At 57.6% G+C, this 15,281-nt stretch carries 13 protein-coding genes and 3 pseudogenes; 2 read left to right on the plus strand and 14 right to left on the minus strand.

The annotated features are described in order from the left end of the window. Positions 1–80: 80 nt before the first annotated feature. The 6 genes and pseudogenes from G5S42_RS41870 to G5S42_RS41895 form a co-directional block, all read right to left on the minus strand. Positions 81–346, minus strand: a pseudogene (locus G5S42_RS41870) (IS481 family transposase); the annotation flags it as partial. Continuing rightward, positions 344–820: pseudogene (locus G5S42_RS41875) on the minus strand (transposase); the annotation flags it as partial. The pseudogenes G5S42_RS41870 and G5S42_RS41875, both read right to left, overlap by 3 nt. Before the next feature lie 337 nt (positions 821–1,157). Beyond that, positions 1,158–1,432 (minus strand): annotated as a pseudogene (locus tag G5S42_RS41880) (IS6 family transposase); the annotation flags it as partial. Between the two features lie 416 nt (positions 1,433–1,848). Beyond that, positions 1,849–2,481: a response regulator gene (locus G5S42_RS41885; protein WP_176112411.1), complete on the minus strand. Its 633-nt coding sequence runs from the start codon at positions 2,479–2,481 to the stop codon at positions 1,849–1,851. Continuing rightward, a complete protein-coding gene (locus G5S42_RS41890) occupies positions 2,478–4,103 on the minus strand; it encodes a response regulator (RefSeq protein ID WP_176112412.1) in 1,626 nt (541 codons plus the stop codon). The genes G5S42_RS41885 and G5S42_RS41890 overlap by 4 nt, the downstream gene beginning before the upstream one ends. Positions 4,104–4,357: 254 nt before the next feature. After that, positions 4,358–4,663, minus strand: coding sequence for a hypothetical protein (locus G5S42_RS41895; RefSeq protein ID WP_176112413.1), 306 nt, complete (start codon positions 4,661–4,663; stop codon positions 4,358–4,360). 542 nt (positions 4,664–5,205) lie between these two features. On the opposite strand from G5S42_RS41895, the gene G5S42_RS41900 reads away from it, so the two are divergent. Continuing rightward, entirely contained in the window at positions 5,206–5,427 is a 222-nt protein-coding gene (locus tag G5S42_RS41900; protein ID WP_376777290.1) for a hypothetical protein, read from the plus strand. Positions 5,428–5,799: 372 nt separating this feature from the next. Here the strand turns inward: G5S42_RS41900 and G5S42_RS41905 are convergent, their stop codons facing one another. From G5S42_RS41905 to G5S42_RS41935, 7 genes are all read right to left on the minus strand, one after another. Next, complete coding sequence (locus G5S42_RS41905) at positions 5,800–6,609, minus strand: IS5 family transposase (protein ID WP_176112414.1); 810 nt, start codon at positions 6,607–6,609, stop codon at positions 5,800–5,802. A gap of 233 nt (positions 6,610–6,842) precedes the next feature. Further along, positions 6,843–7,169: a cytochrome o ubiquinol oxidase subunit IV gene (gene cyoD / locus G5S42_RS41910; protein WP_176112415.1), complete on the minus strand. Its 327-nt coding sequence runs from the start codon at positions 7,167–7,169 to the stop codon at positions 6,843–6,845. After that, complete coding sequence (gene cyoC, locus G5S42_RS41915) at positions 7,169–7,780, minus strand: cytochrome o ubiquinol oxidase subunit III (RefSeq protein ID WP_176112416.1); 612 nt, start codon at positions 7,778–7,780, stop codon at positions 7,169–7,171. The genes cyoD and cyoC overlap by 1 nt, the downstream gene beginning before the upstream one ends. Continuing rightward, entirely contained in the window at positions 7,780–9,789 is a 2,010-nt protein-coding gene (cyoB, locus tag G5S42_RS41920) for a cytochrome o ubiquinol oxidase subunit I (RefSeq protein WP_176112417.1), read from the minus strand. The genes cyoC and cyoB overlap by 1 nt, the downstream gene beginning before the upstream one ends. Before the next feature lie 6 nt (positions 9,790–9,795). Beyond that, positions 9,796–10,692 (minus strand): ubiquinol oxidase subunit II, encoded by an 897-nt coding sequence (gene cyoA / locus G5S42_RS41925; protein ID WP_176112418.1) that lies wholly within the window; start codon positions 10,690–10,692, stop codon positions 9,796–9,798. A gap of 84 nt (positions 10,693–10,776) precedes the next feature. Then, entirely contained in the window at positions 10,777–11,415 is a 639-nt protein-coding gene (locus G5S42_RS41930) for an OmpW/AlkL family protein (RefSeq protein WP_176112419.1), read from the minus strand. Between the two features lie 413 nt (positions 11,416–11,828). Further along, complete coding sequence (locus tag G5S42_RS41935) at positions 11,829–12,782, minus strand: IS5 family transposase (RefSeq protein ID WP_176112420.1); 954 nt, start codon at positions 12,780–12,782, stop codon at positions 11,829–11,831. Between the two features lie 329 nt (positions 12,783–13,111). Here G5S42_RS41935 and G5S42_RS41940 point away from each other — a divergent pair, with 329 nt between their 5' ends. Beyond that, positions 13,112–13,921, plus strand: a complete 810-nt coding sequence (locus G5S42_RS41940) for an IS5 family transposase (RefSeq protein ID WP_176112421.1) — start codon at positions 13,112–13,114, stop codon at positions 13,919–13,921. A gap of 334 nt (positions 13,922–14,255) precedes the next feature. Here G5S42_RS41940 and G5S42_RS41945 read toward each other — a convergent pair whose 3' ends face one another. Then, entirely contained in the window at positions 14,256–15,281 is a 1,026-nt protein-coding gene (locus G5S42_RS41945) for an IS110 family RNA-guided transposase (RefSeq protein ID WP_176112039.1), read from the minus strand.

A 15,281-nucleotide genomic window follows, 5' to 3' on the forward strand; every position in this document is an offset into this window, starting at 1 on the left:
ACCCAAGTTCCGTCCGTTTTCTGAACAAGCGCTTTCCCTCCCCGCTATTGCGTCGCGAGCAATTTAACGTGACAGTGCTCCTTGAGGCTACCTACATAGAACGTATCCTGCGCGCCGCAGTAGCGCTGGACATTCGCACTCGAGTTCATCGTGCACTTCCTGCTCGTGCTTGGCGCGTTCGAGCGCGACGAACTGTGCCATGGTCATCACGAACCCCCTCCTGGGCGGATTTGGCTTCCATGGCCTTCAGGCGCTTCGGCATCGTCTGCAGATCGTGGCGCAACCAGATACTACGGACGCCTTGGGGCGAGGCGGAGAGGACATGCCGCTTGAGGACATCACTCGCTCGTAATGCTGCGATCATCGCCGTCACGAGTGAAGCGTCGCGCCCGGTACACTCGAGCTCAACGAGATCCCCATTGGGCAGCGTCGCCGACAGGCCCGCCAGCGATGCCGGGCGCGGCGAAGGACGAGAAGGTTCACGCTGTGGCGTCGATTCCGATGCGGGTGGCACAGCTCCCCTTGGGACCAACGCCGGGGCCGCGTCGTCGATTGTGACGACTGTCGCGAATGCCGATGGTGCTTGCCCAAGATCGGCATTTGCGACAGCAGTACATTCACGCTGCTCTTCCAGGCGCACCCACTTGTGCAACTGATTCGCATTCACCCCGGCCTTCAGCGACAAGCCAGCCAGCGATGCGCCAGGCAGGCGGCAGGCCTCGATCAGCTTGCGCTTGCCCTCCGGGTTGGATCCATGCTTGCCATCAGCACATGTCCGGATCACCCGCAGGGGGAAAAAGTCAAAGTCAGTGTCGGTCATTATCTGCGTCCGCAATCCAAGTCTGCGGGCGCAGCTTGCATCTTCCCGACTACGGAGGCTAGGTGCGCCTTATTTCGCGCTTACTTTACACCTTATATCGTCGCGCCCGGTTTATCAGGCTTTCTTTCAAGTGGTGGCGACGCTGGTAATCGACTGCTTCCGTATATCCAGACTGTCAAACGAGCCAGATGAACTCTAGGCCTTCGATGCAATCTGCTGTCCGGGTTCTAGTTGAACTCTCGGGCTCGAACGTGTGGTGCGTGGGGTGATTCAGGATCTCCTGGCCACGGTCTAACCTAGCGGGGCGGGAAAACGCTGGCTCAGAAAGCGGACGGAACTTCGTGACGTCTGCCAAACGCCGCCACGCGGTGAAGCGTGCCGCGAGCTGTTTGCGGTAGAGCGAGGCGCGTAGCAGATGTCGCTTGAGCTCAAAGTGCTGACGGATGGGACCGAAGCTTGATAAGAAAGTCTGCGCGCGTTCAGGATCGCGGAAGCCACGCATGCGTCGCTCGCGTTCACGGTCGGCTAATTACCATTTTCGGCCCGGCTATTGAGCCGCGCGCTGTCTTTGACAAAGACGTGCTTGACGTAAGCCGGTTCGGGAATCTCGGCAGGCCAAACGGTCATCCCGGCCGCCGCTCGTTTTACCGTCAACTTGGTGGAATCACCCTTGGACAGTATCGAAGCGCTGCATTATCTAGCGCCACTCGGCGACATAGCGCCATCGTGATACAGGTCAAACGCGTGACTGAGCTTGACGGACGCTATCGGACTTTCGCCGATCACCGCTGGAGCAAGCAAAGGCTTACCGGTCCAAGTCAATCCCAATTCCCTGGAGCAATATCTGTAGGAGCGGAAAAATCGATTACCCGGTCGCGAAATGTGAATCGCCGGCAGATACTTCTTACAATGCATTGCGCCAGCCATCCTTAGCGCGCTCAAAGTCGCCCGCGCGGCAAGAGAAATGCGTGCGAACTCGCTGACGACCACTCGTAACTTCATTTCATCAGGCGATTGCCAGCATCCTTCTACTCGACGATCAGCCCATGCCGGATCGCGTATCCAATCAACTCGGCGTTGTTGGACAGCCCGAGTTTGCGCATTAATCGCATCTTGTGTGTACTGATAGTTTTCGCACTGAGCGTACATGTCTCGGCGATTTCATTGATGCTCCTGCCCGCCCCGAGCATCTGCAGCACCTGGAATTCGCGATCCGACAGTACTTTATGAGGAGGCACGTCGTCGCGCTGAGTATCGAAGACCATTGCATCGACAAGCTCCGGGTCGAGGAAACGCCCGCCCTCCGCGAGCTTGCGGATCGCTGCGAGCAGCACTTCCGGGTCACTGTCCTTGGTCAGATACCCCGTCGCTCCCGCGCGCAGTGCGCGGGACGCAACTTGAGGCTCATCGTGAATGCTCAGTACGAGCGCCGGCAATGAAGGATGTTCCGCCCGTACTCTGCGAATCAGGACGATACCGCTGATGCCTGGCATCGTCGTGTCGAGCAACAAAAGGGCGACTACCCGCGAGCGCAACCCATCGATCACTTCTGACCCCTGTGCCGCTTCCGCCACAACGACGATATCGCTCGTAGTAGCTATGATTTGTCTGAGTCCACCACGGACGATTGCATGATCGTCTGCGATGAGTATCCTGATCATGTTCGAAGTCCGCCATCGAGCGGAATGTGAATTGAAACCATGGTGCCCGCGCCCGGCGCACTTTCGATTGAAAGCGATCCGCCAATCAGCCGCGCGCGTTCGTTCATGCCGAGCAGGCCATATGAATAGTCGCCCCTCACGACTTGCTGGTCGAAGCCGCGGCCATCGTCACGCACCTGCAGCAGGAGCTTCGCCGCCGTCGAAACAAGCGTCACCTCGACATGTGTGGCGTCGGCATGCCGCGCGACGTTCGTCAGCGACGCCTGTGCGATGCGGAACAAGGCCGTGGCATGTGAATCGGACAGCGAGGGTTCTCCGCCTTCGATGCGCAATTCACACACAATAGCATTCCGGAGGTTGAACTCGTCGACAAGCCATTCAAGGGCAGACGCAATTCCGAAGTTGAGCGCGGCGGGCCGCAAATGGCTCGCGACATTTCGCACCATCGAGATCGTGCCTTCGACTAGTTGGCGCATATCGTCGGCTTTTTTTGACGCTTCCGCGTCGTACGCTATACGCATTTTGAGCAGGGACACGTCCATCTTAAGCGCAGTCAGCAATTGCCCCAGTTCGTCGTGAATTTCCATCGCAATGCGCCTTCTTTCTTCTTCGCGAATCGCCTCCATATACGCGGACAGTTCGCGCTGCTCCTCGCGCGATTCGACGAGTTCCTGCTCCATTTGCTTGCGCCCAGTGATGTCGTTCAGGCCAACATAGATCGCCGGAGAATCGTCGTAAGTCGCAACGCGTGCCGTCACCATCGCCCAGAATCGTGTACCGTCAAGACGCCGCAATTTGACTTCTGTATTGCGCAAGCCACCCTTCGTTTGTAGATGCTCGATCAGACGCTCATGCTCGCCACGTTCGGCATAGAAATCGTCGATATTGGCGGACGAGGCTTCTTCCATACCGAAGAGCTCACGCAGCGGCCGGTTTGTGTACAGGATGTGTCCGTCAGGCATCGACGTGATGCACAGCGGCACCGGACTCGTTTCGACAATCGCGCGAAAGCGAGCCTCGCTTTCCTTGAGACGAGCGTCTGCACGCCTCCGCTCGTCGATCTGCGCCAGCAAGCTCGTGTTGGCATGCGCGAGCTCTTCGGCGCGCAACGAGACGCGGTGCTCCAGATCGTCGCGCGCTGCCGATAGCACCGCTTCCGTCTTCTTTCGCACGGCTACTTCCGCGAGCAGCAGGTGGTTCTGCGCGAGCACCTGCTTGTGCATCATCCGCAGCTCAAGGTGCACGCCAACGCGAGCCAGCGTCTCATCGACACGTAACGGCTTGGTTACATAATCGACGCCGCCCACCAAAAAACCTTCGACGCGGTCCGCGTTGCCTGTGAGCGAGGTCATGAATATGACCGGGATGTCGCACGTGCGCTCATCGTGCTTGAGGCGTCGACAGGTCTCGAAGCCGTCGATGCCTGGCATCTCCACTTCGAGCAGGATCACGTCCGCCTGCGCAAAGACCGCACGCTCGACCGCTTCAGTACCATCGAGCGCCGTCAGCACCCGAATGCCGTGCGCCTCGAAGCTGTCGACAATCACACCAAGATTCCCCGGCGTATCGTCGACGATAAGAATCGTGCCCTTGTGCGCGACTAAAGCGGCCAAATCGGTCATGATGCGGTGTTTCCTTCGAGATACCGCTCAACGAGTTGCAAGATCGCTTTCCACTCACAGGTTCACGCGAACCGGCTCCTATCCCAAATATTCGCGCGAGTGCCGCCATGTGGGAGTCCAATATTTGGACCTCGATCCAGAGCCTAGCCTACGCGCCCTCGCCGACTTCAAGGTCCGCTGCGACAACGCGCACCGCTGCGTCAAATCCGCCGCACGCTCCACGAATTTTGCGCTTATGCTTGCATTTTCTCTCCCTACTCCGCTCGCGCCATCTGCGTGACTCTGCGCGGCACGGCCACTTCGTCGATCAGATCTGCCACTTCGCAGAGCGCGCGGAAGTCACAGTCGTCGATCCGATTCGCGTGATTCCGCCGCAAATCGCGAAGTGTTTCGCCAAGGCGCCTGAGCGCGCTGGGGCTACTGTCGCGCAATGGCCAGCAATGCATCAGATACGCAAGCGCCGTCAAGCTGCGCGTCTCGCACCAAGTGTCGAACAGTCGCAGACATATCGCGTCGATCTGCGAGACGACGTTCTCCCTCTCCGACAGATAGCCCATCATAATTCGTCAAGTCGACGTTGCATGTCTTCATGTCCATTATCGACTAGCAGACTTCCTACCGCATTCAGCGCTTACTGCAAAATCAGGGTATGAGATCCTGAATCACGCATCGGGAAATCCTGAGGCCATTAGCGCAGAAAGCCCGCCGATAGGTAAACCTTCAATTTCCGCCGCACAAGGGCGATCCGATTCAGGAAGTCCTGACGGCCGCAACCAGCGCTTCCTGAGACAACATTCGTCCGGCTCCGATTGGACGCGCGCTCCGATCGCCATACCATCGAATCATCGTAGATCGAGGGGAAAACCATGGCGGCCTACACATCGCTGCGCTCTCAACACGAAAAGCTCGTTGGCCCGACGCGCGATTACTGGGCGCTTGTCCGCCTGCTGGACCGCTTCGTTTCACGTGGGAACATGCCGCGCGCGCATACAGATGGATCGGCCGACCGGTGCGTGCTCGGTCTACCTCTCTCGCCATGCCAACGCCACGTGGCACGTCTTCTCACCGCCGCCTCATCGTTCAGCGAGCCGGGGAAAGAAATATGCACGACGATGCCTTGAGCATTCTGCCGAAGGAAATGACCCAACTTCGCGCGTGGCTCAGCGACTGGTACGACCAGGCATTCGCCGCGGGCTACATTCACCCGCCCTTCATTCTCGACGAAGTGACCGCCGACCGGTTGGAAGGCTACTTCAAGGCGGGCCTGACGCAGCCGAAGGCGCAATTTTGTTCTTCGGCGTCGTGCATTGAGCGCAAGCGATGATGTTCGAAGAACTCGGCTGGATGTGCTTGTCGACCGCGAGTGCCGGATGTCGACGTCCGAAGCGTGGTCACGGCTTTTCGTCCGGTAAGGCCTTGATCAAGCATGCCGCCTGGCTAATCATAGGCCTCACCATTGGCCGGTTCTCAGGGGCGCGATGCAAATTGCTCCGTATATCTTTCACCTTGCTCGCGTCGCTTCAGCACCCCGACTTCACTTCTAGCTAAAGTACTGTCATTAACAGCGCAAGCAGGGCGACTAAGCCTTTGGTCCCTGAAAAGTGCCGACAAAAACCGACGATTGCGAACCGAACCCGCGCCATTCACTCGCCGCCGCTCGAAACGGACGGGCCATAACTCGCTTGTTTAGAGCGTGTTAGGAACTTTGAAGTACTGACACGGCGTGGACAAGCATGAGCATTGCGAAGACGAAATGAAGCCCAGCGAGAGTTTCGGGGAGCCGTTCATAGTCACGTGCGAGACGCCGGAAACGGTTGAGCCAGCCAAAGCTGCGCGCGACCACCCACCGGCGGGGGAGCAGAACGAAACCCTTTTTCGTTTCTTCGAGTTTGATCACCTGAAGGTCAATGCCCTCGTCGAACGCAGCCTGCGCTGGCTCTTTGCCCGTGTATCCCTGATCGGCAAATGCCACCTTGACCGTTCGTCCCGTTACCTGCTGGACCTGCCGCGCAAGCTCCGCTACCTGTGCGCGCTCCTGTTCATTGGCTGGGGTCACGTGCACCGCCAGCAACTGTCCCAGCGTGTCTACTGCAATATGTACCTTACTACCGCGCTTGCGCTTATAACCGTCATAACCCGCACGCGGGCCGCTCTCGCAGGTCGACTGTATCGTGCGGCCATCGAGGATGACCGCGCTGGGCTGTCCCCGACGGCCCTGTGCCACGCGTATCACCGAGCGCAGGTCACTCACCATGCTCTCAAAGCAGCCAGCCTGCAACCAGCGTTGAGTCTGCTGATACACCAGCTCCCACGGCGGGAAATCATTGGGCAGCATCCTCCACGGCGCGCCGGCACGAGCCATCCAGCGCAATGCATCAAACATGTCGCGCAGTTCGTATTTGCGCTGGGGCGCGTCAACGTCCATCAGCGTCAGATACGGCGCCGCGAAACTCCATTCCTCATCCGACACATCAGTCGGATACCCTTTGCGGTCGGTTGTTTTCATCCCGCCAGGATACCAGGCCTCAATCGAAGTTCCTAACACGCTCTAGGCGAAACTGCAAGCGATCAACCAAATAGGCGAATAGGTGTACGGATCGCATGGCAGAGGAACATATTCCTGATGCGATTCTGTTGCGTGGAGCGGAATCGGCGTTTCGCGGGCAGCCAGGTCGCATGGAAGTGGGTGCGGGGCTAGTGCATGTCCGGCGCCGGAAAGCAAAGCCCGCAGGCAACTGACTAACGCGACATCATCAGCATCTCGACATTCCGCATCACCCAGACCGTGCCGAGGATCAGAAACGCAGCGGCTAGTATGGTGTAGCAGAGTGAAAGCACGTTCCATCCCTGCCCAGGCGAGAGGGTCAGATGTAGGAAGCACACAAGGTGCACGACGACTTGCAAAAAGCCGAGTACGGCGATCGCGATCATGGCCGTAGTTGCATCGATGGCATCGTACAGCCCGACACCGAATGCGCCGGCCGTAAGTAATACCGACAAAAAGAAGCCCGCGAGGTACCTAGTGAGGCTGCCATGCAACCCCGCGTGAGTCTGTGCATAATCCATTAGAGCATGCTCCCCAGATAGACGAAAGAAAACACGAAGATCCATACTACGTCGAGGAAGTGCCAGAATAGGCTCAGGCACGTTAGCCGCCGGACCTCCTGCTCACCAAGCTGAGGCACCCGCAGCACTTGGATCATCAGTACGAGCATCCACAGCAGGCCGAAGAAAACGTGAATTCCGTGCGCAGTGACGAGCGTAAAGAAGGCTGAGAGAAACGCGCTGCGCTGCGGACCCGCGCCTTCCGCGATCAGCTGCGAGAACTCGCAAAGTTCGAGCGCGAGGAACGACGCGCCAAGAATGAATGTGATCACGAGCCAACCGAGCACGACACCGCTCCTTGCCCGCGGCACACCCAACATCGCGAAACCATAGGTGATGCTAGAAAGCAACAGCACAGAGGTTCCCAGCGCCACGCCCGATAGATCGAAGAGATCGTGACCCGTAGGGCCACCGGCGAACTGGTGCCTCAGCACGCTGAACGTAGCAAAGAGCGCCGCGAACAGCATACAGTCGGTCATCAGATACACCCAGAAGCCGAACACCGAGTGCGATTGTGGATGATCTTGATAATCGACTTCTGAAAAATCTACGCCAACGGTTTTCTGTAACATCAGTAAGCCTCCTCGGCGACTGGACCGTTAATGCCCATCGGGACTCTGGTGCCAAACCGCCGTTCTTCGATCTCACGGACCATCGCCGCGGGAATGTAATATCCGTCGTTCTTGTCGAAGCTCTTTATGATGATCGTGAGGACGATCCCGATGAAACCTAGCAAAGCGAGCCACGCGATGTGCCATACGGCCGCGAAACCCAGCACCAAGCTGCACATCCCTGTGAAAAAACCCGCCGACGTATTGGATGGCATATGGATGTCCACGTACTTTGACGCCAGCCCAAGGCCGCGGCCCGCTTCTTTCATGTACGCGAAGGCGTCAATGTCCTCCACTTGCGGAATGAGAGCGAAGTTGTAGACCGCCGGCGGTGAGGAAGTTGCCCATTCGAGCGTGCGCCCATCCCATGGATCGCCTGTCATATCCTTGCACTCGGCCTCGTTGCGGTTCACGAATGCCATCACCCACAGCAGAACCTGTAACAGGATCCCCACCGCGATGATCGCTGCGCCGAGCGCCGCAACGATGAAGTATGGTTGCCATTCAGCCACATCATAGTGATTTGTGCGGCGCGTCGCGCCCATGAAGCCGAGCACATAAACAGGTACGAAGGCCACATAAAAGCCGACGAACCAGCACCAGAACGACGCCTTGCCGAGCTTGTCATCGGGCTTGACACCGAACACCTTCGGAAACCAGTACTGCAGGCCAGCTAAATAGCCAAACACCACACCGCCAATGATGGCGTTATGAAAATGAGCGACCAAGAAAAGCGAATTGTGCAGCACAAAGTCCGCGCCCGGGATCGCCATCATCACGCCGGTCATGCCACCGATAGAGAACGTCACCACGAAACCGATAGTCCAGAACACGGGCGCGGCGAATTGAACGCGCCCCCAATACATCGTGAATAGCCAATTGAAGATCTTGACGCCGGTTGGAATCGCGATAATCATTGTGGCGATGCCGAAAAATGCGTTGACGTCGGCGCCTGAGCCCATGGTAAAGAAGTGGTGCGCCCAAACAAGAAACGAAAGTAACATGATCGCGCACGATGCGTAGACCATCGTCCTGTAACCGAATAGCGGCTTCTTGCAGAAGGTAGCCATCACTTCCGAATAGATGCCGAAAGCGGGCAGCACCAGAATATACACTTCGGGGTGGCCCCACGCCCAAATCAGGTTCAAGTACAGCATGGCGTTGCCACCAAGTTCGTTCGTGAAGAAGTGCGTGCCAATATAACGATCGAGGCCGAGCAGCGCTACCGCGACCGTGAGAATGGGAAACGTCGCCATGATGAGGACATTCGAGCAGAGCGCCGTCCATGTGAACACGGGCATCTTCATGAGCGACATCCCCGGCGCGCGCATCTTGATGATTGTGACAAAGAAGTTCACGCCCGACATCAAGGTGCCGACACCCGAGAGCTGGATCGCCCATATATAGTAGTCCACTCCAACGCCAGGACTAAATTTCAGCTCGGAAAGCGGCGGATACGCGAGCCAGCCGACCTTCGCGAATTCGCCAGCTACGAGGGACAGATTGATCAACACCGCGCTGACTGCGGTCAACCAGAATGAAAGCGAGTTCAGGAACGGAAACGCCACGTCGCGCGCGCCGATCTGCAATGGCACGACGAGATTGAAGAAGCCTACCATGAGCGCCATCGCCATGAAGAAGATCATGATGACGCCATGCGCCGTGAAGATCTGGTCGAAGTGATCCGGCGGCAGATAGCCTGGCGAATTGAACGCGACGGCCTGTTGAAGGCGCATCATTACGGCGTCGGCAAAGCCGCGCACCAACATGAGCACGGCCACGATCATGTACATGACGCCGATGCGCTTGTGGTCCACGCTCGTGAGCCACTCGACCCAGAGGTACTTCCACTTACCTTGTAAGGTGACCAGCCAGAACACGCCGAGGACAACAAGCGCCATGAACACCGACGCCCCCATGATGATGGGCTGATCGAACGGCATCGCGTCTAATGTGAGTTTTCCGAACATGGCTGTTTACCCTTTGGTTACGCACGATGAGACAGTGAAATCCGCGACGTTGCCGTTGTTGTATTTGCCGACGATTTTGTCGAAAAGCCTCCGGTCGACCTTCGAAAAGTACTGCACGGGCGCGTTTGCCTGCGGCTGCGTGACCGTTGCGTACCGATCCATCGTAAGCTGGGTCGATGAAGCTTTTACCGTCTCCACCCACGCATCGAAGCCCTGCTGGCTCGTAGCCACCGTACGGAACTTCATGTCGGAGAAGCCTTTGCCGCTGTAATTCGACGAGAAGCCCGTGAAGTCGCCCGCTTCGTCGGCGATCAGGTGTAACCGGGTTTGCATGCCGGCCATCGCGTAGACTTGAGTGCCAAGTTGCGGGATGAAGAATGAGTTCATCACCGAGTCCGACGTGATGCGAAAATTGACCGGCGTGCTCACAGGCACCGCCAATTCGTTCAGTGTAGCGATGCCGAGGTCAGGATAGATAAAGAGCCATTTCCAGTCGACCGCGACGACTTCGACGTTGATGGGCATCACGTCTGATTCCAGGGGTTTATAAGGGTCGAGCTCATGCGTGGTACGCCACGTAAGGATGGCGAGGAACAGAATGATGGCAGCGGGTATGGCCCAGACCACCACTTCAATCGCCGTTGAGTGAACCCAGGTCGGGACGTAGCGTGCGCTGCGGTTCGACGCGCGGTAGCGCCACGCGAAGGTAAGCGTGAGGATAATAACGGGCACTACGATCAGCAGCATGGCCCATGTGGCCGAGGCGAGGAGTGATCTCTCCGCCGTGCCTACGCTACCCTTGGGACTCAGGACGAGAAACTTGGGGCTGCACCCAGCAAGGGAAACGAACAGCCAACCACCGATGGGGATTAACCACTCCTTAAAAGCTTTCCTATCTGTCATGCCCATCTTCTCCCAAGTTAACCACTGTACTAGGAGCGAAGCCAGCCGTTCACTGAACCGTCTGTCGCTTGAGATTCGCAACGTCTAGAACTTCACCCCGACGCCAATACCAATGACCACCGGATCGACATGCAAGGCGCCAATTGTCGAGCCGCTAAGCGATGCGTCAGTCTTCATCCATATCTTCTTGATGTCGGCGTTAACGAATAGACTCTTTGATGCCTGCACGTCAATCCCGACCTGCAGCGCAGGACCAAAGCTGTGATTCTTTATAGAGACGGGTACACCTCCCGCGTGCAATCCGTTGTTATAGAAGAGCGTGTAGTTGAGTCCGGCACCAACGTACGGTCGAACGCGTCCCCCATGATTAAAATGATATTGCAATAACAATGTCGGTGGCAGCACGTTAACGCCACCAAGGTCGCCGAGATTCGACGTCAGGTGATGACGTGAGGTACCAAGAATCAACTCCACGCCGATGCTGTCCCGTACCATATAAGTGAAATCGACCTCTGGGACCAGCGCGTTGCTTACGCCGACATCGAGCGCGGAAAGCGTGTCAGTGCTGCGAACTTGCGGTTCAATGCTTATCGCGCGGAGGCGTACCAACCAATCACCTGCGTAGTTTCCGACGACTGCACTGTCGGCGGCGTTAGCTGCGTGCGGTCCAAATGGTGACATAAGGAGTAGTGCAGCAGCCACATTGCGGAGTTGCTTTATCATTGTCATTACCTTTAGCCATTAACCTTCTGCAGTGTGTCCGAATTCGTGGCCGATAGCGTTGATCGCAATCAACTGATGTTTTACGCAGTGCTTGTGTGCGTTACCGCGTCGCAGGCCATATAAATTCTTGCACTTGTCCATCCGCGCTCCGAATTGCGCAATGCGTCCCGAAATGCTTTGCAGCCGTTCGTGAGATTGCGATATGCCGTGTGGCTCTCCGTAGCACTAAGAAGCCTTAACAAAATGATTGCTTTGGTCTGTTAAAGGAAGGTCTGCATAACCCGCATTTCGAGCGCTGACCTTCTATATTTTTCGCAGTGGCGGTGATGAAAATTTGTTGAGTCGTTAAGGCGCCTGCGGTTTACGCCGCTCCGTGCAGCGCTACTGAGGCGCAAGACACGGCGCCTCGGTTATCAAGCCTTGCGCAAAGCTCTACGCGCCATCCATAGATTGCTCAGAGCAAACAACGTCGTGATCTGGGCTGTGTTCTTCATCAAACCTCGATATCGGGTCTTCGTGTAGGCAAACTGCCGCTTGAGGACGCGGAACGGATGTTCGACCTTGGCGCGGACGCCGGCCTTCAGCCGCTCGATCTGATCGTATATCGCGTCCAAACGATCACTCAGATCCAGCTTTTTGCGCTTGCCTGGTCTCATCGCGATGTGCCAGCGCACCCCGCCAGTCTCGCGACGCTTTTCGATCCCCTGATATCCCGCATCAGCGTACACGTCCGTTTCCTGGCCGTGCAATAGCGCATGAGCCTCCGTAATGTCGTGGACGTTGGCCGCCGTGCCGATGACGGTGTGGACCAGGCCCGACTCTGCGTCCACGCCGATGTGCGCTTTCATTCCGAAGTACCAGTTACCGCTTTTCTGCGTCTGACGCATCTCGGGATCGCGCGTTCCGGAGTTGTTTTTCGTCGAACTGGGCGCCGGAATCAACGTGGCATCGACGACCGACCCGGTCTTGAGCATCAGGCCTTTGTCCACCAGGATTTCATTGACCATCGCGAGCATCTGCGCAGCCAGTCCATGCGCTTCGAGAAGGTGACGAAACCGTAGAATCGTGCTCTCGTCCGGCAAACGCGTCATGCCGCCGTCAAGTCCTGCGAAGTCACGATACAGCGGCACGTCATATAACGCTTCTTCCATCGCTGGATCGGACAGACCAAACCACTGTTGCATAACATGAATGCGCAGCATCGTCGCGATCGGGAACGGCGGCCGTCCAGTCTTGCCAGTCGGATAGTGCGGTTCGATCAGCGCAATGAGCTTCAACCAAGGCACAACGCGTCGCATCTCATCGAGAAATTCTCGCTTACGCGTGCGCTTCGTTGTCAGATCCAGGTCAAGTCCAAGTTGCGTCATCTGGGCTCTCCTCAACTCACTCCCTTCATCCCAAGATAGTTCACCGAAATCTCAATGCCAGGACTTTTGCAGACCTTCCTTAACGCCTCTAAGTAGCGCTATGAATGGCAAAATGCAGCGCGGAGGAGTCGATCGTCATCTTCTGGTCGACTAACCGCCGACGCTTCGCGAAAGGTCCGGCGCAATCGTCGCGCCGCTCCTAATGTCGATTCTTGCCTTCGCGCTTCGGTCTTGAGGATGCTATTGGAACAGCAACGCGGACGAAGCCAGCGATGTCGAGCAATTAGAGCGTGTTAGGAACTTCGATTGAGGCCTGGTATCCTGGCGGGATGAAAACAACCGACCGCAAAGGGTATCCGACTGATGTGTCGGATGAGGAATGGAGTTTCGCGGCGCCGTATCTGACGCTGATGGACGTTGACGCGCCCCAGCGCAAATACGAACTGCGCGACATGTTTGATGCATTGCGCTGGATGGCTCGTGCCGGCGCGCCGTGGAGGATGCTGCCCAATGATTTCCCGCCGTGGGAGTTGGTGTATCAGCAGACTCAACGCTGGTTGCAGGCTGGCTGCTTTGAGAGCATGGTGAGTGACCTGCGCTCGGTGATACGCGTGGCACAGGGCCGTCGGGGACAGCCCAGCGCGGTCATCCTCGATGGCCGCACGAGACAGGCGACCTGCGAGAGCGGCCCGCGTGCGGGTTATGACGGTTATAAGCGCAAGCGCGGTAGTAAGGTACATATTGCAGTAGACACGCTGGGACAGTTGCTGGCGGTGCACGTGACCCCAGCCAATGAACAGGAGCGCGCACAGGTAGCGGAGCTTGCGCGGCAGGTCCAGCAGGTAACGGGACGAACGGTCAAGGTGGCATTTGCCGATCAGGGATACACGGGCAAAGAGCCAGCGCAGGCTGCGTTCGACGAGGGCATTGACCTTCAGGTGATCAAACTCGAAGAAACGAAAAAGGGTTTCGTTCTGCTCCCCCGCCGGTGGGTGGTCGAGCGCAGCTTTGGCTGGCTCAACCGTTTCCGGCGTCTCGCACGTGACTATGAACGGCTCCCCGAAACTCTCGCTGGGCTTCATTTCGTCTTCGCAATGCTCATGCTTGTCCACGCCGTGTCAGTACTTCAAAGTTCCTAACACGCTACAAGGGCTTCCCCGTTGAGCACAAGCTCAATCGAGGTTCGCTGTTGATACATGCTGCAATGCCGCGCTGGTGCGTGTGAGAAGGTGAAGGACTGCGGTTCTACAACCGGTCATGTTGGACCAATGGTCCGGACCCTGATGAAAGACGCGCGCAGAGGCCTCATTCTCTAGCCGGGAATGGATATCCCCGCCGTGTTATTCAGGTACGCTCCGCGCGGGTCCAACCCGCTTCACATCACCGCTGGCAGTGCAAAGTGATCGTTTCTATGTGCTCATGATGTCTGCGCCCGTTTCCCGTTGCAGGTTGGCCGACAGCCTCGAATCGGAGTCAGTCTGCCACTGGTTCGAGCTTGAAGTCATCACCATATTTCAGCACAGCCCACGCCAATCTCGCGTTCTTTGCGGCTATCGCGATGGCTGCCCGCCAGTAGCCCCGGCGCTCGACTAGGGTTCGGGCCCATCGGCTGAAGCGATCCTGTTTCTCGCCGAGGTTAGCAATGACAGCGCGGGCACCGTTGACCAGCAGGCCGCGCAGATAGGCGTCACCTGCTTTCGTAATGCTGCCCAGCCGCGCCTTACCGCCGCTGCTATATTGACCGGGCGTAAGTCCGATCCAGGCTGCCACCTGTCGGCCGTTTCTGAAGTCGTGCCCGGCACCAATACTGGCGAGCAGCGCACTTGCCGTGGTTGGGCCGATGCCGCGCAACTGCATCAGCCTCTTGCTACGCGCGTCCTCACGCGCGATCTCAGCGATCGCACGGTCGTATTCGAGCAGGCGATCCTCGATATGGCCGGCATGCTCAAGCAGATCGCTGATACTGCGCTTTGCCCAGCCAGGCAATGTGTCCAGATGTTCCGTGATGTACCTGCGCAATTTGTCCGGGCTCTGTGGCAGCACCACGCCGAATTCCCAGAGCAGGCCTCGCAACCGGTTGTAGGTCGCTGTCCTCTCTTCGACGAAACCTTGTCGTGTCCGATGCAGGCAAAGCGTTGCCTGCTGATGTTCGTCCTTCAGCGGCACAAAACGCATGCTCGGGCGCGTCACCGCTTCGCAGATTGCAGCAGCATCCGCCGCGTCGTTCTTGCCGCGCTTGCCCGACATGCGATAAGGCGCGACAAGATTGGGCGCCATGAGCTTGACCGTATGGCCGTGCCGCTGGAACATGCGGGCCCAGTGATGCGCGCCGGAGCACGCTTCCATGCCAATGAGGCACGCAGGCAACTGTGCGATCAACGTCGCCAGCTGATCGCGCGGAACACGCGGCTTGATCAGCATCGCCTTACCGGTCTCGTCCACACCGTGAACGGCAAATACATTCTTGGCAAGATCGATTCCGACAGTGATAATAGCCAT

This window comes from Paraburkholderia youngii, assembly GCF_013366925.1.
In the GTDB taxonomy this organism is placed as follows: domain Bacteria; phylum Pseudomonadota; class Gammaproteobacteria; order Burkholderiales; family Burkholderiaceae; genus Paraburkholderia; species Paraburkholderia youngii.